Annotated in this window: 19 protein-coding genes and 1 pseudogene; 2 read left to right on the top strand and 18 right to left on the bottom strand. The window is 36.8% G+C overall.

Going from position 1 to position 21,037, the window contains the following annotated elements; genetic code table 11:
• Positions 1-127 precede the first annotated feature (127 nt).
• Positions 128-1,600 carry a betaine-aldehyde dehydrogenase gene (betB, locus tag PQ474_RS19275; RefSeq protein WP_273846840.1) on the bottom strand — a complete coding sequence of 491 codons (1,473 nt, stop codon included), beginning with the start codon at positions 1,598-1,600 and terminating at the stop codon, positions 128-130.
• 289 nt (positions 1,601-1,889) lie between these two features.
• Between betB and cudC the strand changes: the two genes are divergently transcribed.
• Both cudC and PQ474_RS19285 read left to right on the top strand, forming a co-directional pair.
• Entirely contained in the window at positions 1,890-2,441 is a 552-nt protein-coding gene (gene cudC, locus PQ474_RS19280) for a choline uptake/conversion transcriptional regulator CudC (RefSeq protein ID WP_273846842.1), read from the top strand.
• Positions 2,442-2,609: 168 nt separating this feature from the next.
• The gene (locus PQ474_RS19285) at positions 2,610-3,506 is read left to right on the top strand and encodes a glycine betaine ABC transporter substrate-binding protein (RefSeq protein WP_273846845.1); all 897 of its coding nucleotides are present in this window, start codon (positions 2,610-2,612) and stop codon (positions 3,504-3,506) included.
• A gap of 127 nt (positions 3,507-3,633) precedes the next feature.
• Here PQ474_RS19285 and PQ474_RS19290 read toward each other — a convergent pair whose 3' ends face one another.
• The 17 genes and pseudogenes from PQ474_RS19290 to groES form a co-directional block, all read right to left on the bottom strand.
• Complete coding sequence (locus tag PQ474_RS19290; protein ID WP_273846848.1) at positions 3,634-3,903, bottom strand: VanZ family protein; 270 nt, start codon at positions 3,901-3,903, stop codon at positions 3,634-3,636.
• Positions 3,904-4,091: 188 nt separating this feature from the next.
• Positions 4,092-5,777: a choline dehydrogenase gene (gene betA / locus PQ474_RS19295; RefSeq protein WP_273846852.1), complete on the bottom strand. Its 1,686-nt coding sequence runs from the start codon at positions 5,775-5,777 to the stop codon at positions 4,092-4,094.
• A 933-nt stretch (positions 5,778-6,710) separates the two neighbouring features.
• Positions 6,711-7,451 (bottom strand): Fic family protein, encoded by a 741-nt coding sequence (locus tag PQ474_RS19300; RefSeq protein ID WP_273846855.1) that lies wholly within the window; start codon positions 7,449-7,451, stop codon positions 6,711-6,713.
• A 698-nt stretch (positions 7,452-8,149) separates the two neighbouring features.
• Complete coding sequence (locus tag PQ474_RS19305) at positions 8,150-8,293, bottom strand: hypothetical protein (RefSeq protein ID WP_273846858.1); 144 nt, start codon at positions 8,291-8,293, stop codon at positions 8,150-8,152.
• A gap of 95 nt (positions 8,294-8,388) precedes the next feature.
• A pseudogene (locus PQ474_RS19310) lies at positions 8,389-8,907 on the bottom strand (Ldh family oxidoreductase).
• Positions 8,908-8,944: 37 nt separating this feature from the next.
• A complete protein-coding gene (locus PQ474_RS19315; protein WP_273846860.1) occupies positions 8,945-9,193 on the bottom strand; it encodes an Ldh family oxidoreductase in 249 nt (82 codons plus the stop codon).
• Between the two features lie 375 nt (positions 9,194-9,568).
• Entirely contained in the window at positions 9,569-10,156 is a 588-nt protein-coding gene (locus PQ474_RS19320) for an HDIG domain-containing metalloprotein (RefSeq protein WP_273846862.1), read from the bottom strand.
• Positions 10,157-10,263: 107 nt separating this feature from the next.
• Positions 10,264-11,289 (bottom strand): tripartite tricarboxylate transporter substrate binding protein, encoded by a 1,026-nt coding sequence (locus tag PQ474_RS19325; RefSeq protein ID WP_273846864.1) that lies wholly within the window; start codon positions 11,287-11,289, stop codon positions 10,264-10,266.
• 316 nt (positions 11,290-11,605) lie between these two features.
• Positions 11,606-12,601, bottom strand: a complete 996-nt coding sequence (locus PQ474_RS19330; RefSeq protein WP_273846867.1) for a tripartite tricarboxylate transporter substrate binding protein — start codon at positions 12,599-12,601, stop codon at positions 11,606-11,608.
• 29 nt (positions 12,602-12,630) lie between these two features.
• Entirely contained in the window at positions 12,631-13,710 is a 1,080-nt protein-coding gene (locus tag PQ474_RS19335) for an amidohydrolase family protein (RefSeq protein ID WP_273846869.1), read from the bottom strand.
• A 57-nt stretch (positions 13,711-13,767) separates the two neighbouring features.
• Positions 13,768-15,282: a tripartite tricarboxylate transporter permease gene (locus PQ474_RS19340; RefSeq protein ID WP_273846873.1), complete on the bottom strand. Its 1,515-nt coding sequence runs from the start codon at positions 15,280-15,282 to the stop codon at positions 13,768-13,770.
• 12 nt (positions 15,283-15,294) lie between these two features.
• Entirely contained in the window at positions 15,295-15,765 is a 471-nt protein-coding gene (locus tag PQ474_RS19345; protein WP_273846876.1) for a tripartite tricarboxylate transporter TctB family protein, read from the bottom strand.
• A gap of 125 nt (positions 15,766-15,890) precedes the next feature.
• Positions 15,891-16,772: an NAD(P)-dependent oxidoreductase gene (locus PQ474_RS19350; protein WP_273846877.1), complete on the bottom strand. Its 882-nt coding sequence runs from the start codon at positions 16,770-16,772 to the stop codon at positions 15,891-15,893.
• A 22-nt stretch (positions 16,773-16,794) separates the two neighbouring features.
• The gene (locus PQ474_RS19355; protein ID WP_273846880.1) at positions 16,795-17,472 is read right to left on the bottom strand and encodes an RraA family protein; all 678 of its coding nucleotides are present in this window, start codon (positions 17,470-17,472) and stop codon (positions 16,795-16,797) included.
• 353 nt (positions 17,473-17,825) lie between these two features.
• A complete protein-coding gene (locus PQ474_RS19360) occupies positions 17,826-18,680 on the bottom strand; it encodes a MurR/RpiR family transcriptional regulator (RefSeq protein WP_273846886.1) in 855 nt (284 codons plus the stop codon).
• 353 nt (positions 18,681-19,033) lie between these two features.
• Positions 19,034-20,674, bottom strand: a complete 1,641-nt coding sequence (groL, locus tag PQ474_RS19365) for a chaperonin GroEL (protein WP_273846889.1) — start codon at positions 20,672-20,674, stop codon at positions 19,034-19,036.
• Between the two features lie 49 nt (positions 20,675-20,723).
• Entirely contained in the window at positions 20,724-21,008 is a 285-nt protein-coding gene (groES, locus tag PQ474_RS19370; protein WP_273846892.1) for a co-chaperone GroES, read from the bottom strand.
• Between the last annotated feature and the right edge of the window lie 29 nt (positions 21,009-21,037).

Genomic DNA, 21,037 nt, shown 5'->3' on the forward strand with positions numbered 1-21,037 from the left:
ACTTTAAAGGAGATTTACCGTTTTTTACTGCATTCTGTTCGCGAATATCTTTTTATTAGTTTTTTTTCAGCTGTTTCATATCTAGTACACTACCTTCATACACCAATAGCTTTCCTTAGTTTGATAGCTAGAACCAGTTGATAGGTTCTGGTTTAAGGTTTTGAAAGATATGCTTGGTTTCTGTATATTCTTCTATTCCTAGTCTCCCTAATTCGCGTCCAATACCAGACTGCTTAAATCCACCCCAAGGGGCATGTGGGAAGTAAAGGTTGAAATCATTAATCCATACAGTACCCATGCGCATCTTTGCTACACAACGTTCAGCTTTTACAATATCGTTTGTCCAAACACCACCAGCAAGTCCGTAAATAGAGTCATTAGCAAGCTTCATCGCTTCCTCTTCTGTACGGAATTTCTCAACCGTCATAACAGGACCAAAAGCTTCATTTTGAACAATGCTCATGTCTGTTGTGCAGTCTGTAAAAATAGTTGGCAGGAAGAAAAAACCACTTTGCAGTTCTGGCTCTTCTGGACGTCTACCACCAACTGCTAATGTAGCTCCTTCTTTCATACCTGTTTCGACATACTTTTCGACTTTCGCAAGGTGTTCAGCTGAAATAAGTGGGCCCATTTGTGTATCTTCGTCAAATCCGCTTCCTAGCTTAAATTTTTTCACTCGCTCAACAAGTGCGTTAACGAACTCATCGTGAATACTTTCTTCTACAATCAGTCTTGTACCTGCTGAACAAATTTGCCCTGCGTGGAAGAATACCCCGTTTAAAGCTTGATCAACTGCTGTCTCAAAATCAGCATCAGCAAAGATGATGTTAGGGTTTTTTCCACCAAGTTCAAGTGCAAGCTTCTTCACATTAACGCTTGCTGCTTGCATAATTTTCTTCCCAGTAAAAATTCCACCTGTAAAAGAAATAAGATCCACATCCATGTTACTAGTTAGCTCTGCACCAACTGTATTACCAGCACCAAGTACTAGGTTAGCAACACCAGCAGGAACTCCTGCCTCTTCCATTAGTTCGAATACTTTAATCGTAGTAAGAGGGGTAATTTCACTAGGTTTCATAATTAGTGTGTTCCCTGTAGCTAATGCTGGAGCCAACTTCCAAGATGCTTGTAGTAAGGGGTAATTCCAAGGAGTAATTTGACCGCAAACTCCAACGGGTTCGCGAACGACCTTGCTGATCGAGTTTGGCACTGGAGAATCAATCAGTTCCCCACCATCTTTATCTGCAAGATCTGCATAATAACGAAATACTCCAGCGATATCATCCATGTCTCCACGGCTTTCCTCTACTGTTTTACCAGTATCTAAAGATTCCAATCTAGCAAGTTCTTCTTTATCTCTTTCTATTAATTCAGCAATTTTTCTTACGATAGTCCCTCGCTCAGTTGCTGGAGTAGAAGACCACTCTCCCTTATCAAATACTGCTCTTGCTGCAGCAATTGCTACTTTAGCATCTGTTTCATCACTTTCTGGAACAGTAGCAATAACTTCCGCGTTAAATGGGTTAATAATATCACGCGTATTACCTGAAATCGCTCCCACCCATTTACCATTAATGTATTGTTGTTGTTTAAGACTCAAATCTATCAACTCCAATTTTTCAATATATTAAGTTTGTTAAAAATTTATTTAATGTAATGAGAATAATAACATGTCTTTTTAAGGCTGTCAAAAATCAATCTAATGCACAAAATTTTAGAAGAATAAAATTTAACTAGAATGACTGAAATTACTAAGTGTTTCGGTATTTTCAATTGGTTAAAATCACGTTTTCCATTTGACATTAAATCTAAACAAGGTATCATAAAGTTTATAAAGAAGATTTACAAAATATTTAACGCGCTTTACTTTATATTGAAGGAGTAACTTTATGAGTAATTCTACTGAAAGTTCCAGAATTAAAATTGAAGAAGCCAAGGATAAAGTCATTGGCGCCATTGCAGAGACAATGGACTTATATGGTGTAACACCCGCTGCTGCAAATTTGTATGCAACGATGTACTTTAAAGGTCAGATGACACTTGATGAAATGCGTACGGAGCTCGGAATGAGTAAACCGAGTATGAGTACTAGTGTCCGTAAGCTCCAAGAAATAGAAATGGTGAAAAAAACATTTACACGTGGTTCTAGAAAACATACCTATGTAGCCGAAAAAAATTTCTTCCGTTCCTTTATGGTGTTTTATTGTCAGATGTGGGAACGAGAAGTAAAGATGAATATGGAAGCAATTGAGGAAGCACAAGAAGATTTTATAAATGTCATTAAAGATTCCACGAGCACAACAGAAATTGTTGCAGAGGCCAAAGAATACTATGACCAATTAGAAGAATCTAAAACCTACTATTACTGGTTGGAAGACTTAGTTGCAAGCATAAAAAGTGGTAAAATATTTGAGTATTTACCTAAAGATAAGCAAGATTAATTTAAAAAGAAGTTATCAGATAGATTAACCAGTATTTGAATTTTTCACTATCCCTTCTAAATAAGGGATAGGTTAGTCTTGTATTATTATTAAAAATATTCTTAACGTATTTAATTATTAGGATATTTTTAAATAAATTATACATATAATAGAGGGGAGTTTTTCTACATGAACAATTGGAAAAAAGAACTTAGTTTTATCTTTGTGCTGCTAATGGTTGCTGTACTGACAGCATGCGGAAACACTAGTGAGAAAACAAACAGTGAATCAGGTGCAGAAACAGAGCCAAGTAATCAAGAATTAACGATTGGTCAAATTAACTGGGCTGAAAATATTGCCGTAACAAATATGTGGAAAGCAATTCTAGAAGATAAAGGTTATAACGTGAAGTTAAGCGTATTAAACATGGGTGCTACGATGAAGGCTTTAGAAAGTGGCCACCTAGATGCTAGTTTAGAAATATGGTTGCCTGTCCAAGATGCCATTTATTTGGAACAATTTAAAGATACGATTCATTTCTCAGAATCTACTTGGTTTGACCATGCAAAAGTAGGACTTGTTGTTCCAACCTATTTGGAAGATGTTAATAGTGTAGAAGACTTAAATAAACATAAAGAACTGTTTAATGGAAACATTATCGGTTTTGATCCAGGTGCAGGTACGATGGAAGTTACGGAACAATTAATTGAAGATTATAGTCTTGAGTTTGATCTAGTAGCAAGTTCTGAACCTGCAATGTTATCTGAGATTGGAAAATCAATTGAAAATGAAGAACCGATTGTGGCACCACTTTGGAGCCCTCACTCGGTATTCTCCAAATATGACTTAAAATTCCTAGAAGATCCACAAAACACATTCGGTGGTGTAGAAAAAATTCACCATGCTACAAGACATGGATTTGAAGAAGATTATCCAGAAGTGAGTCAATGGCTTAAAAATTGGAAGATGGATGATCAACAAATTGGCCAACTTATCGACTATGTAGAAAGTGGCGATGACCCTCTTGAGGGGGCTAAGCAATGGATTAAAAAGAATCAAGAATTGGTTGATGAATGGGTAAAATAAAGGATTAGGTATTTCGAGAAAGAAACAAAGAAGTTAGTCTCTCATTTTTGAAGAGACTAGCTTTTTTGTATAAAAACTATATCAAAATCTAATTTGAATTCTTCCTTTTTCGGCTAAACCTGACCCCCTATATCTTTTTAAGTAAACTAAAAATAAAAATACCTAAAAGTCCACCTGATGTATTTAATATACTATCATCTACGTCAAACACACCTAATTTAGCAACAAGCTTGATGAAGGACTTCCCTCTTCCCTCTTCCCTCTTCCCTCTTCCTATTTCTATTCTGTTTTGTTCTTCCTCCGCTTTATGGAGGACATTTTCCCTGCTTTTCTGTTCCAGTTTGTCCTTCATCGCTTTTATAAAGAGCATTAGCTTATTCAACAAAAACTGTATCATTTTATTAAGCGGTCACACCTTATCAACTAATGGGCTAATTGATGGTTTCAGGTCAAAGTATATGCGTAAAATGGATAGCTACGGTTATTTCTTAACCCAAAAAAGAGAAGGCACTCTATCATAAAATGTCTGCTTTGACTGGCAAATACATTATGAAAGAGGCCTTCTCCCGGAAAGCATTATTTGACTTAACCTTTTATTGTGCCTGCGTCGGCCGGATGTACTCCATGACGGTAATAGTCGACATGAATAGGCTCCAGCGGTTCACGTCCAAGGATTATGTCCGATGCCTTTTCCGCCAACATTAACACCGGTGCATGAATATTACCATTAGTGACATAAGGCATAGCAGACGCATCGGCCACTCGTACATTTTCAAGTCCATGGACCTTCATCGTTAGCGGATCTACGACAGCCATTGGATCTGAAGCGGGCCCCATCTTCGCCGTGCAACTCGGATGAAGCGCAGTCTCAGCATCGTTCTTCACCCATTCCAAAATCTCCTCATCTGTACTAACAGAAGGACCTGGTGAAATTTCCCCCGAATTATAAGGTGCCATTGCTGACTGATTTAGGATTTCACGTGAAATCCTTACCGCTTCAATCCACTCACGACGGTCCTGTTCAGTTGAAAGATAGTTGTAAACCATACTCGGATGCTCTTTAGGATTTTTCGAACGAATCTTTAATGATCCCCTGGCATCAGAGTACATAGGTCCGACGTGCACCTGGAATCCATGGGCAGTGTCCGCTTTCTGTCCGTCGTACCGAACCGCTACCGGAAGGAAGTGGAACATCAAATTTGGGTAGTCGACGTCTTCGTTCGAACGAACAAAACCTCCACCTTCAAAATGATTGGTTGCTGCTGGACCTTTACGTGCGAGTAACCACTGCAAACCGATCCAAGGCATCCGCGCTTTATTTAAGTTAGGCTGCTCAGAAACCGGTAGCGGACAAGCATATTGGATGTAGGTTTCAAGGTGATCCTGAAGGTTTTCACCTACACCTGGAAGATCAACTACCGGTTCGATACCAAGTGAACGCAAGTATTCGGCATTGCCCACACCTGACAGTTGAAGTAGTTGCGGGGTATTGATTGCACCGCCTGCGAGTACGATTTCACCTGCATTAACCTGATGAGTCTTCCTGTCTCGTTGATATGTCAAACCGGTCGCTCGGGTACCATCAAAATCGATACTTGTAACGAAAGCACGAGTTTTCACAGTAAGGTTCTGACGCCCCATAGCCGGATGTAAATATGCACGCGAAGGTGAAAACCGTTGTCCTTTGTACACATGCTTATCAAACGGACCGAATCCCTCTTGTCGAAAACCGTTTACATCGGGAGTTCGCGAGTAGCCAGCCTCGACAGCTGCGTCGAAGAAGGCTTGGAATAGAGGACCAGTAGCTGGCCCGCGTTCCAATTTAAGAGGACCATCGTGGCCACGATATTCATCATCTGGATCCGCAGCTAAAGCATTTTCCAAGCGTTTGAAATACGGAAGACAGTGTGCAAAATCCCACGTTTCCATGCCTGGGTCTGCTCCCCAACGTTCATAGTCCATTGGATTGCCTCGTTGGTAAATCATTCCGTTGATTGAACCCGAACCTCCGAGCACCTTTCCCCGAGCATGCTTGATGCGCCGTCCATTCATATAAGGTTCAGGGTCAGATTCGTATCTCCAGTCGTATAATGGATTCCCTGAGGGGAACGGCAAAGCCGCTGGCATTTGGATCAATAGGTCCCATGAAAAATCTTTACGTCCTGCTTCTAATACTAGAACACTACGTGTCCCATCTGCACTTAGACGGTCGCCAAGTACAGAACCCGCACTTCCGCCACCTACAATAACAATATCATATGTTTCTTTCATCTTTTGGACCTCCTAGAATGTTGAAAATTGAATTCAGTAATTAAACCAATTTGTGGCTTGGTCTTTAGATTCTATGCATTCTTCCAATTTGGATTTTTCCTAACTTACGTCCAATGTCAGACTGTTTTATATCTATCCCAAGACCTACGCAAAATATGGATAATGTCCCTCATTTTTTTGAAACAGATCTCAAACCATTCCCAGTTGAGGAACATCCCACTCCCCACTGTTAATTTTATTAAATTTTTATTTAACGTTCTTAATAACATTAATATAACACAGTGAATTTTTTTTGTAAACCAGGGCTAGATTCTATATTTTACATTTGTTCAAGATACGTTTTAGTACTGAATAAATTTAGCATTGAATATTGGCAAAACATAATAAGAAAGGAGGAATATCCTTGGAAGAGGAAGTGGATGGAAACCAGAATAAAGCAAATGGTGCAGTCATTGACTCGTTGCCACACTGAAAATAAGCTACAAAAAAAGAAGAAACAGGGACCGAATAATATTAGTAGCAGTTTAAAAAATACAGGAATTTTAGAGGATATTATAAAATGAAATGCGTCGGACACTTATGACGAAGGGATCATTTATCGTATTGTGAAAGTTAAAATGAAAAAAAGACTTCCAAAAAGTTCAATGAACCTTTGAGAGCCTCAATTAATAAGTACTATTTTTTAAAATTGTTCAGCTTACTAGAAAACCCTGTTATACCAAGGTTTTCGGTGGCATCCTACATCATGCCGCCCCCTAAGGTGCGAGTGGGTAACATCTTTCATTCTGTATATTAATAGTGCGGTATATCAAGGCTTTGCTAAATTCTTACTGTAACACCTTTAACGGAATTTTACCGTTTTTCATTGAAGCATTGCAGATAAAATGATGTAGGGGTGTTTATATTAAGCTGACAACTCTACTGTATATTTTACTAAGCGTTTTTATTTATTGTACTTAAATATAGGTTTAATGAATCTTCTACTTCGTTGGTGACTAACTCAATAAAGCCATCATATTCTTTTAGTGTATGTGCTTTATCTAATGCTTCATAATAAGCTATTCGATTTTCCACTTTTATAACAATTGGTGGAAAACCATCTTTCATTAGTTCTAAATTTAATAACAAGCGTGATGTCCGGCCATTTCCATCAATAAATGGGTGAATCCCAACAAAAATAGCATATAACATAGCGCCACGAGCAACCGGATGCAACTTTTTGGTTTCTGCTTGTTCATACCATGCCATCAACTGCTCCATCTCTTCTTTTATGAGGAAGGGAGCTGGAGGTATATGTTTAGCACCAGAAATAAAAACTTGCTGGTCCCGATATACACCTGCATATTCATCATCAATTCCTTTTAGTACAAGTCGATGTAGATTCTTAATTTGCCACTCTGACAAAGGTTCACCCTTTTGTACAATCTCCTCTACAAAGTGAATCGCATCCCGATGATTTAAAACCTCCAAGTGTTCACGTAGCGTTTTGCCACCAACAGTAATTCCTTCTAAAACTACCTTCGTTTCGTTGATAGTTAACGTGTTTCCTTCAATTGCATTTGTATTGTATGTCCATTCGAGTAATAACTTTTCACGTAAGCTTTTTACTGTATATTTAGGTAACGGTCGATTGGCATCTAGACGTTCCTTCTTTTGATTAATATGTTCGAACATTTGCTTCACCTCTCTCACTTAAACGTATATTTAAATTGAGAATACCGTCGTTGTTCTGAATATACCTTCTAAACCAGTTTTAATCAAATGTTTGATAAAAGTATATACTTCCCCAATTTTCACCAATATTATTTCCTTAGTTTCATTAGTATCTTAAATCGTCGAAGAACAGCTTTTTTATAGGGTTTTAACTAGAACAAACAGTAGAATCGTTTATTAAATTGTTTATATCACCTCTACCTATTAGAACAATTGAATTTGCTAACCCTTCTCTTTATTTTCACCATTTAGACCATAATCAATAAAAACCTTTGCATAGTTACTCGCAGAAGTTAAGATAGGTTATTAGAAATATCAAAAGACTCTTACTAAGATTAATATTTATCACCACGTAACCAACGAGTTGAAAAAAGAAACTTCCCAAAAGTTTTATCAACCTTTGAGAAGCCTCTAAATAAGCACTATAATTTGAATAATGTTAGCGTTTTGTTAGCAAATCACTTTAAAATGCTTATATACCAAGGGGTTGAGCAGCTATTACATCATGCTGCCCCTAAGGTGAGAGTGTGTAATATCTTACACGATGTGTGCGAAAAGTGCGGTGAATTAAGGATTTGTTAAATTTTTACTGTAACATCTTTAACGGGGATATATTGTTTTTCACTGGATTGCGTTAGCATAATGTTAGCATTTTGTTATTATATAAATCTATTTTTGGCTTTATTTAAAGCTAAAGATAATTCTTCTATTTCATTCAATGTTTCTTTTTGAATAGAAATACTTATTTCGTTAGTTTTCATAAAACTATTTTCTATTTCGCCAGGAATAATGATCTCATCCACACCATCTCTTTTCGATGAAGACTTCATTTTGTGAAACCAGTTCCCTATGTGGTTTTCAAACTCACCAATAGGGACTAACTTTTCTATTTTTATTGTTAGAAAAAGTGTCCGGTTCCGACAAATTTTGTTGCTTTTGTAACTGACTCTGTTTCATAACTAAAATTACCTAAATTTAGTCCTCCACATAATGCATCAACTGCAATTGCAAGTCCGTAACCTTTATGACCACCCATGGGTAGGATGGTACCTTCGATTGCCTTTGTTGGATCTGTAGTATCAAATCCATCTTTAGCTTATCCTAGAGGGATTTTTTTGTTCTCTCTTTCATAACTTCGAATTTTCCCTTTAGCTATTGCACTTACAGCAATATCTAGTGTGAAATCATCAAAGTCACTAGCTGGAAACGATATAGAAAGTGGGTTAGTACCTAGCAATGGATCTTTACCTCCCCATGGAGCCATTGTAGGGCCAGCACTTGACTGAACCATAGAATAAAATCCTTTTGAAGCTGCTTTTCTTGTATAATAACCACATGTTCCAAAATGATTGCTATTTCTTACGGTTGCTAGGCTTATTCCAAAAGCCTCTGAGTGCGCCATACATAAATCTAACACTTTATTAGCTACTATTTGACCTAAACCATTGTCACCATCAATTAATAATAGTGCACCAGTTTCTTTTAATTACCTTAACGTTTGGATTAAGGTTGATCAAACCTTTCTCAATTCTTTGAACATAATGTTTTAATCTCATGAGCCCATGGGAAGGAACACCACGCATTTCGGCATCTAATAAGTTATCAGCAATGATATGAGCGTCCTCAATATTTAGTCCAACATTTACAAATATATTAAGACATTTAGTTTTGAGTTCACTTATTTTAGCATCCACAATTGACATATTAAATTCCCACCTTTTTTCTATTCTTTTCATTACTTTTTCAAATTTTCTATTATTGAATAATCATAAAAGATAACGACTACTTAAAAAAACATCTAGAGAGAAGAGAATTTACCATGCTGTCTCAGTAACTACATATAGAACTAAAAGTGGTTATTAAAACGATATTAATAAGGGATTATTAATAATATACTCTCTATCATGACGCTTAACGTTAAAAGGCTTTTAACTACTAATCTTTCAATTACTTTACCGATGAAGCAGTCATGAATAATGATAATAATGAAAACTTAACAATAATTAATCCGATTTGAAGATTATTTGCTCCTAAAAAAATTGGGATATAACGATATTAAACGAACTCTTAAAATCCACTTATAAAGACATTCTTTGATAAAAAGGAGTTTTTTCATCTATTCTTAGCGCATGGTCAGCAGAAAACAAATCCGCATAATGTAAAATGTACGCTTCAGTATTAGAACCATGAAAAGGGCTATTAGTAGCATGTGTTGCTACCGTACTAATAACTTTATCTGAAAATCCAATTTCATTTAAAATTAATGCTCCGAGTACTCCATGCTGTATCTGACTAGCTATTTCTGTCTTTATAACTTCATTTTCCTCTTTAGCTAGTAGTAAAGGTTTATCGATATCATGGAGTATTAATATTTGAATTAGTTCTTCCCAATTAACATGAGTATTCCATCTATTAATTGATCTTTCTGCAAGCACTATCCCAAAGTACACCACATCATTCACGTGTTCAATTAATTTATACTCAGAAAAAGAAAACCCAGGTACTTCTTCGATTGTTTTAAAACAACTACATTTCCAAGAGGTTATCCAAGCAGTTATAATATTTTCTTGTATTGCCCAAGGCAAACGGTCTAGTCCCAATAATACACTTCTAATATGAGCACGTTCTTCACTAGTGCCCTCTTGAAGAGTATAAAATGCTCCCATATAGCACCTCACCAATTTTTTTGAAAAAGAGGTTATCACCAAAGTTTTTGACACTTTGAGATAACCTCACTACATTTATACCAAAACTTTATAGAGTAACTTTTTTATTACCACCCTAACACACTTTTTACATTCAACATTTTTTCTTCTTCATTTTTTAATACTTCAACAAGATCCTCACCTTTTGTCCCATCAATGTTAAGCCCCATTTCAGCCATTTTTTGAATATGGCCTGGTTCAGCAAAAGCTTCCTCTAATGCATCCTGAAGAATGGAAACAATTTTAGGGTCAAGCCCTTTTGGACCTGCTATTGTTCTCAAAGAATAAAATTCGATATCAGAACCAATAGTTTCTTGGAAAGTAGGTACGTTAGGTAATTGTGGTACTCTAGATGGTATCATCGTAGCTAGAACTTTCAAGCCACCTTCCTCTTGAGATGAGTTAACTTCACCTACTTTTGCCAATAATACATCCACATGTCCACCAAGAACACTAGTTAACGATTCAGCGGCACCTGTAAATTGAACCGTTGAAAATTGAGTTCCAAGTTGTTCGTTCATTTCTAATATCGTAATATGGTTTTCGGTACCTACACCATTTGCATTAATTGTAAGCTCATTTTCCTTTGCATACTCTATTAACTCTTCAATTGTATTAAAGCGATTATCATCTGCACGTACAGCAATAACTCCCGCATCATTAACATGACTTATGATATGTGTAAAGCTATCCAAATCCTCATTTATTCCTGTGCTTGGATTTAAATACCCCGCAATGATTGCTGGGGCGTTGATGAATCCTAACGTATATCCATCTGGGTTCGCATTCACTAATTCTTGCCACCCAATCCAACCAGCAGCACCTGGTTTATTTTCGATAACTACAGGGGCTCCCAATTTTTCTTCTAATATGGGAGCTAATAAACGTGCTCCAGTATCCGTACCTCCACCTGCACCATAAGAAACAATCATTTTAATTGGTTTTGTAGGGTAGTCAATGTCACTTTCACTAGTTAACTCACTTTCACTAGAGTTTTCAGGCCTTGGCTCTATACTAGAATTTTGATTTGAAGAACAACCCGCTATTACGATTGATAAAAAGAAGAGCACTAAACTAAATTTGATTTTTTTCATTTTTTTCCCCTTTCTCTTTTAAAGAAATAAGATTTAATATACTTTTTTATTTGTTAATCAAAACAAATTACAAAAAAAGCGCTTACAAAGACCGTTAAAAAATTTATATTCGACCTTTTTTGCCGATGATAACTAGTAAAGGCTCCCATAAACTAAGAAAAAAATCAAAATACCTCAGTACCCTTCCTTATATAATGTCTTCAGCACCCTTTGATTTCTGTAGTTCGAAGATATCTCCCGTTATTTATTGGAGAGTAGATCTGGGGATATTTTCTATCCAGATCTACTTCATCAACTTTAAGTAAGAGGTCGTTGTTTATTCCCAGATTAGATCTTCCAACTCAATTAAGGTTTGCTCTATATCTCTTAGTTCTTGTTCAAACTCATTGTAATTTTTATAATCAGATTGAAGACCCATTTCTACTTGTTTCTCAACCTGCTCCTCATGATTTATGGCATTCTCAAAAGCCTGACGCAAAATCGCCAATGTCTCGTCATCTACTCCATTAGGAGTTAAAAAGCCACGATCCACGCCTGCAAGTATAACACCAAAACCAGACTCTTCGAATGTTGGTACATCAGGTAAAAGTGGAGATCTTTCTTCAGCAAATATAGTCAGAATTTCAAGGTCTTCGCGCGATGATCTAATGTCTCCTAAGTTTGCAAATAAAATGTCTATATGTCCTCCCATTACAGCTGCCGAACTTTCTGCAGCACCTTGATTATGAACAGTAGTAATGTTTGTTCCATGCTCTTGATTCAATTTTAAAGAAACAATGTGACCGTTACTGCCAACTCCAGTCGATGTTGATGTCAACTCATTACTTTGCGCATACTCTATCAATTCTTTAATATCAGTGAAACGAGTCTCATCCTTTTTAACGGCCATCACCACCCGGTCAGTAACGTGTTTACCAAGCATCGAAAAGCTATCTAAGTTTTGTTCTCTATTTTGTCTAGGATCTAAATAACCTGTTATGAAATTAGGTGTACCTATATATCCAATCGTATAGCCATCCGGATTGGCATTTGCCACATCAGCCCAACCAACCCATCCTCCCGCACCTGTTTTATTAATTACATTTACTGGTACACCTAACTCATTTTCTAAATAAGGAGTAAGAATTCTCGTTGCTGTATCCATTCCACCACCTGCTGCAAAAGGAACAATGACGCTGATTGGCTTATTAGGGAAATCACTATTACTTTCATTTGCAGTTCCCCCGGAAGGCTGGTTATTCCCATCTGTCCCGCATGCTGTTATGGTTACTAAAAGAAAAAACACAATACATATACCTAGAAACTTCTTCATAATTAACCTCTCCTACCTCTTAATTGGTTTTATTTTGATAAGTAATCAGCTACAAATATAGATTTTCCATTAAAAATTTGAATTACAGGTGAATACCTAATATTCCCCTCCAAGATATCTTCCGAATCCGAATAGGAAATTTTCGAGTAATCTGGCTGTAAAACAACGAGGTTTTTAGTAGGATCAATCTTTATCCCCATAAAATCAGTAGCATTATTCAACAAAGATGAGAATACTTCATCTTTTGATAGTCCACCCGCAATAAAGCGAGATACGATATAGCTCATATCATCTACAGGCGGTTTTTTCCACGTGTTTCTTACAAGGTCTGAACTAATAAAATGCGGCTTTAATCCTTCTGAAATCGCTTGCTTAAATACCTTCCAAGAGAAATGCTTGCTGCCTTGTCCGACATCTAATAGCAGACCTTTCTCAACTGCATCCAAAAAACAGGTTGCTACTTTTCCCTTCGCATCTAAGATATTACCTTTTTTTCCGTGATACGGATGTGTCAAAATATCATTTGGTCTTAAAGTATCTAACACTTCATCTATTGTAAGACTGGTGTCAGTAAGATGAACCATCATTTTTAGTTCGCTTTTCTCCGCTGCTTCACGAGCTACTCTAAGTAAACCTCGATCATTTTCTACACCCCTTTGTCCTAATCTCACTTTGAAACCATAGAGCCTTTGCCCCGACAATGATGCTGTTTCCAATAAGCGTTCCATGGAAATGTTCTCTGGTTTCGTTGGATTTGGATTAGGATGTAGGGTTAATCCTTCTGGAAGTACTGAAAGCCAAGAACTAATTTCAATCTGACTATTTTGCCATAAGCGGTCCGCATTCGCCCAGCCATCATAGCCAAACGTTCCTGCATCTACAACAGCTACAACTCCCGAAGAAAGATATTCTATGTCAGTAACTCCAACTGACGCTCCAGGAGCCCAAACATGACAATGGAAATCAACCAAACCTGGAACAATTAAACACCCGTCAGGAAGTTCAAATTCTCGATCCAACTCATTTATTACATCAATTTTCACTTCCTCATTTTCTACAAAACCACTATTGAACCACTTTAATCCACCTTTAAATCCCCAAGTAGCCATTCCTTCACCTCAAATACTTTCATTAATACTGATTTATTTTGTAACCACTTATATGGTCTACACCTGTTTTAAGTTATTTGTTTTTCTATTCTTCCACCACTTCATTATTAAAGGTGAAAAGAGTGTAATGACTATTAACAAGATTAAGACAACCGAAATCGGACGAGAAAAAAAGTATGGAAGAATATCCCCTTTAGCCATAACGAGAGATTGTCTAAAACCCTGCTCGCCAATTGGTCCTAAAATCATTCCAAGAATAATCGGAGCAGGATGAAAACCAGTCTTACGAATTATATAGCCGATAAATCCAAAAACAATCATAACCCAAATATCAAAAATGTTGTTACTAATCGCATAAGATCCCACCACACTAAAACCAATAATAAGCGGGGCTAAAACACTTACCGAAATTTCGGATATTTTGACTAAATACCTTGCTCCAAGTAGCCCAATAATTCCCATCAAGATGTTAGCTAATATAAACCCAATAATAACTGAGTAAGTTATATTCGCATGGGTAGTAAATAACTCGCGACCTGGCACCAAACCTTGAATCATTAAACCACCTAAAAAAACGGCTGTCGCTACATTACCTGGTATACCTAATGTCAATAATGGAATGAGTGAACCTCCTGTTACAGCATTATTGGCTGCCTCAGATGCAGCAACACCTTCGATACTTCCTTTTCCGAATTCTTCCTTATTCTTCGAAAAACGTTTCGCCTCATTATAACCAACCCAAGAACCAATATCCGCACCAGCACCAGGCAACATTCCTACAAAAGTTCCAATTCCTGATGAGCGAATGATAGTCACCCAAATCTGCCTAAACTCTTTAAGCGTCAGTAAAACTTTACCCTTCACTTTCGAGACAATCTTACTAGTATCTTTTCTTCCAAGTTTCTCCGCCTGAATCATAACTTGCGACAATGAGAATAATCCAATCATCGCTGGTATAATCGGAACACCTGATTGAAGAGACACAAAGTCAAATGTAAATCTAGAGTAACCTGTTAAAATATCCATACCAATAGTACCAATAAGTAAACCAATAACTCCTCCTGCTAGACCTTTAACCATTGATTTGGTAGCTAAGCCGCCAATAATTGTTAACCCAAATACTGCGATTAAGAAATATTCAGGAGCACTGAACATTAATGAGATTCTTGATAACGGCGGAGCCAGAAAAAGTAATGCTATGGCACTAATAAATCCACCAATCATTGATGAGATCGTTGAAACTCCAAGGGCCTTTGCACCTTTACCTTTTAATGTTAATTGATAACCATCAAGACTTGTCGCTGCCGATGACGGAGTACCTGGAGTATGAATAAGAATGGCTGAGATGGATCCTCCATAAATGGCACCAGTGTAAATAGCCGTAAGCATTGTTAATCCTGCTATTGGATCCATACCAAACGTAACAGGTATCATTAAGGCTATAGCCATTGTGGCACTTAAACCAGGTAGCGAACCAACAATAATTCCGCCAATAACTCCCATTGTAATTGCAAACAAAACTTGAAATGTAAATAACTGACCAAATACTTGAAGTAGCATTTCTGAATTCATAGTCTCCTCCTTCTAATTAAACAATGCCCCTACCGGAAGCTGAACATTTAGTTGAAGTACGAAGAGAACGTAAATAAATAAGTTTAATCCAACCACCGTATAAACATACACCGTCCACTTTTTCACTCCTACATACCATAAAAAAACAATTACAAATAGTATTGTTGATGGAAAAAAACCTATCAAACTTATTAGTCCTGCATATATCATAACAAGTAATAAAATAGTCAGCGGGGATTTAAGAATAGTGAAAGTTAATTTCTCTTCTTCTCCCTCAGATTGAACATCCTTCCCCTCTTTTAATTGCTTTGTTTTCTTAAATCCACCATAAACAATGAGTATTCCAAAAATTATTAATAGAAGAAGAAGCCCTCTGGGATAAAGAGCAGCCTCACCAGCAAACTCAAATGTTTTAATATAAAGAAAAAGTGAAAGTATTAGCATCCCAATCCCAATGAAAACATCTTGATGTAAAATCCGCATTTTTTTCCTCCTTTCACCTAAATTAAAATTCAAAGTCTAAAGTAATTTGTTTTGACTTTATGAAAATTCCATTTCTAAAATCAATACCTATAAGATCTCAATATCCATTTCCTAAAATCTCTTACTTAAATATTTTTTACTTGCATAGCATCAATTACTTGTGACCAAGAACTTGGAGTTTCCCCTGCGAATTTTTCTTTAAAATTAAATTCTCCAACCTTTTGAAGTTTTTCACAAGCTCCTTTTGACATTAGGTTATCTACTTTTGCAGCTTCTAACATTTTAATTGTACCTTCTAATTCTACAGATCTTCTAAGTGCATGAATAGATGTTCCCGTAACTAATCTATTCATCGTTTCTTCAAAAGTCTTACTATCCATCGTTTCACTGATTGATTTCACCACTAGTTCTTCTACATTAAATTTTCTAGCAGCCTCAAGCATTTCAAACAACAGAGATGGAAGCCCTTTCATAAATATGCTACGGATCAATTTAACAGCTGAAGCCTCTCCAGCGGTATCACTTACTTTACTGATTTTCATGTTATACTTTGACATTAGTTCAATGAACTTATCTGTACCGTCACCACTAGCAAGTATCGGAACTTGATGCTTATACACTGGTAAAGGTCCCATCATCGCAACATCTACGAATGTAATGCCTTTTTTATTAACACATTGACTTATTTTTGTCTTCACATCTGGTGTGGAAGCGGATACGTCAATATAAACACTATCCTCTTTTAAATTAGGAATTAATGATTGACTAACGGCCAGTGCTTTATCCGCTGGTACTGCTACAATCAAAACATCCACTTCGCTAACAACGATATCTGGAGCTTTTTTAAGAACTACATTTGCTTTATTAGCACGTTCTTTAATGAGCCCTCCAAATTTTTCGTCATTACATAATGGGTCAAAAGCTACTATATTTTTTAGACCTTCTTCTTTCAAACCCATTGACATTTCATATGATGCCTCTCCAAAACCGATAAATCCTAATTTCATTTTCTCCTCCTCCAACACACTTTTATCTAAACGATTCAATTTTTTCCTTTAACCAAGGTGGCTCAATACTGCCTGTTGCTTCCCCTGCTTTGCGTCTTTCTTCATATTGTTTAATAATTTCTATTCTATTGTTTTCATATTCTAATTTTTTCTCTGCTTTTAATAAAGCTGTTTCAATTTCATCTTTAGGAACTGCGATAACCCCATCATCATCACCGATGATTAAATCTCCTGGTTGAACTGAGACACCTCCACATGAGATCAACGTATTAATTTTCCCTGGACCATCTTTAAGAGGGCCATTCGGAATAAATCCTGTTGCAAAAATCGGAAAATCTAGTTGACTAAGAATATCTTTATCTCTTACTAAGCCATCAATAATTATTCCTTCTAACCCTCTAGCTTTAGCAGCAAATGCCATTAGTTCACCTAGGTAAGCATTTTGGGTATGACCCTTACCATCAACAACGATTACATACCCTTCCTCACCAATATGGATTGCTTGATGTAAAAATAGATTATCTCCCGGTCTTAAACTTACAGTTAGCGCCGTACCCACTACCTTTACTGTATTTGTCACAGGTTTTATTTTGTAGTCCATAGAACCAGTACATCCCATTGCATCTGATAAAAGAGTAGTGTTTAGTTTCTTGACCCTTTCAATAATATCAATCGATAATAACGGAGGTAAATTACTCACAACTTTTCTCCCCTCAATTCTTTTAGTTTAAGATTCCTCGGCATGCCTATACTACAATTTCCTATTTAACTTAATGAAGTTTTTTTCATTTCTTTTTCAGACGCTTTTAATATTCGTTATTTAAAAATTGGGGTAACTTCATTAAATTAAGTTGCAAATTTATCTTTGTAGTATTTATTACACCTTAAAATACTTACGTAATATTTATTACTACTTTAAAATCATATTACCATCGCCTCTCTTTTATGTAAACCCTTACTTTTAATTTTTTTGAGAATTTAGTTTCTTTTTAAAATAATGAAACGAAAAAAAGGTTGAAGGAAAAGCTTAAAAACGCTTTCCTTCAACCTTTTTTAATTATTATTGTAATGATAATTAATTTTAGTTAGTACTTCATTCACTTTATCTAGACGTGCTTTTGTCTTATCAGGATAATTTATAGCTATCGCACTTATTAGATAATCTGCGACAACCATGGAAGCAATTGGTGAATTATGAAAAGCTAAGCTTCCTGAGTTACAAGGTAGAACAATGTCTGAATACTTAATTAAAGGAGAAGAATAGCTATCTGTAATCGCAATGATTTTGGCATTACGCTCCTTTGCTTGAGATACGAAATCAACAATCCTTCTGGCGTATCTTGGAAAGCTGGTTGCGATAATCAAATCATTTGAGTCTAGATTCAAATGCAAATCAACCCAATCACTTTGGTCTGCTACAATTAACTCGCAATTTCCTATTAATCGATTTAACCCAAACGTTAAGTACTGTGCAACAGGTAAACCACTTTTCACACTTGTACAATAAACTCGATTAGAGGACATAACCATATCTAAGACACGCATTAATGTATCATTAGAAATAATTTCTTTTGTTTTATTTATGTTGCTAATTTGATTTTCCGCACAACGCGTCCACAAATCATTCTCGGAAACACCCTTTAAATTGGCCTCTAACCTTGTATGAGGCGCAGCTTGGTTCCGTAATAACTCTTGAAGTCCTTTTTGAAATTCTGTATAGCCCGTATAATTTAAGCTAAATGTAAGTCTCATAATAGTTGTCGTACTCGTACCAACTAAACCAGCTAACTGATCTACAGTTAAAAAGGCAACTTCCATTGGATTTTTAAGAATATAATCTGCAACTTTACGTTGGGAAGCTGTTAAATCTAATATTTTTTCTTTTAATTTTAATATTGGATCATCCATTTTTATCACCATTTTTCAATTTAAAATGTCTTAAATTTAACGAACTTTTATAAAAGTGTATTAATTACTACATTGAAAATGTTAACACTAAAATATATAAATGTTAACTATAAATTGTTCCTTTAGAGGTTATATTTTAATTTATTTAGTTAAAATCGTCTTCACTACCTTTATTCTTCCACTATCTATACAATGATTTACTCTACACCGATTTGGTCCAAATTTAGGTGAATAGAAAAAAGGCTCCTCAAAAGTTTAGTCAACTTATGAGAAGCCTCTTTTTTATTCCCAATGTTAGCATTTTGTTAGCAAATCACTTTAAAACGCTTATATACCAAGGGGTTGAGCAACTATCACATCATGCCGCCCATTCCACCCATTCCGCCCATGCCGCCCATGTCAGGCATGCCGCCGCCAGCGTTTTCTTCTGGCTTATCAGCGATAACTGCTTCAGTTGTTAGGAACATAGCAGATACACTTGCTGCGTGTTGAAGTGCAGAACGTGTAACTTTAGTTGGATCCACGATACCCGCTTCAACCATGTTTACCCACTCGCCAGTTGCAGCGTTGAAGCCCATGCCAATCGCTTCGCCTTTAAGACGTTCAACGATGACAGATCCTTCAAGACCAGCGTTGTGTGCGATTTGACGAACTGGCTCTTCAAGAGCACGCAAGACGATGTTCACACCTGTAGCTTCGTCGCCATCAGCTTGAACGGCTTGAACAGCTTTGATTACATTAATAAGTGCAGTTCCACCACCAGCTACGATACCTTCTTCGACAGCAGCACGAGTAGAGTTAAGAGCATCTTCAATACGTAGTTTGCGCTCTTTTAATTCTGTTTCAGTCGCAGCACCAACTTTAAGAACCGCAACACCACCAGCTAATTTAGCAAGGCGCTCTTGAAGCTTTTCCTTGTCAAATTCTGAAGTTGTTTCTTCAAGTTGAGCTTTGATTTGGTTAACGCGAGCTGAGATTTGAGCAGCGTCTCCAGCACCTTCAACGATTGTTGTGTTCTCTTTAGTTACAACAACTTTACTAGCGCGACCAAGTTGAGAGATGTTAGCAGACTTAAGGTCAAGACCTAGGTCTTCTGTAATCACTTCTCCACCTGTTAATGTAGCGATGTCTTCAAGCATTGCTTTACGACGGTCACCAAATCCTGGAGCTTTAACAGCTACAGCATTGAATGTACCACGTAATTTGTTCACAACTAGTGTTGCAAGAGCTTCACCTTCAACATCTTCAGCGATGATAAGGATCGGACGTCCTTGTTGGACAACTTGCTCAAGAACAGGAAGAACTTCTTGAATGTTAGAAATCTTCTTGTCAGTGATTAAGATATAAGGGTTATCAAGAGTCGCTTCCATCTTATCAGAGTCCGTTACCATATAAGGAGATGCATATCCACGGTCGAATTGCATACCTTCTACAACTTCAAGCTCTGTAGAGAAACCTTTTGATTCTTCGATTGTGATAACACCGTCGTTACCAACACGATCCATTGCTTCAGCAATGATTTCGCCGACTTCATTGTCAGCAGAAGAAATTGCAGCAACTTGTGCGATTGAAGCTTTTCCTTCGATTGGCTTAGAGATGTTTCTTAATTCCGTAACAGCAGCAGCTGTTGCTTTTTCAATCCCTTTACGGATGACCATTGGGTTCGCACCAGATGTAACGTTTTTAAGACCTTCGCGGATCATTGCTTGTGCAAGAACTGTTGCAGTCGTAGTACCGTCACCTGCGATGTCATTTGTTTTGCTAGCTACTTCAGCAACAAGCTTCGCACCCATGTTTTCGAATGCATCTTCAAGTTCGATTTCTTTTGCGATTGTTACACCGTCATTTGTAATTAATGGTGAACCGAATTTCTTTTCTAGAACCACGTTACGTCCTTTTGGTCCAAGTGTAACTTTCACAGCGTTCGCAAGTGCATCTACACCACGAAGCATAGAACGACGAGCGTCTTCACTAAATTTAATTTCCTTAGCCATGATATTACCTCCTAAGATTTTATTTTATATGTAGAGTCTCAAACTCAAATTAGCTAATAACAGCAAGAATATCGCTTTCACGTAGAATTAAATATTCTTTTCCTTCAAACTTCACTTCAGTACCTGCATATTTTGAGAAGATAATTGTATTTCCTTCACTCACTTCAAGAGCAACGCGCTCACCGTTTTCTGTCACACGACCAGAACCAACAGCAATCACTTTACCTTCTTGAGGTTTTTCTTTTGCAGAATCCGGTAATACAATTCCACTTGCAGTTTTTTCCTCTGATTCAACTAATTCAATGACAACACGATCACCTAACGGCTTTAACAAGGAAAACACCCTCCTTCAAGTTCTATACA

It is taken from the genome of Halalkalibacter alkalisediminis (assembly GCF_028610705.1).
In the GTDB taxonomy this organism is placed as follows: domain Bacteria; phylum Bacillota; class Bacilli; order Bacillales; family Bacillaceae_D; genus Halalkalibacter; species Halalkalibacter alkalisediminis.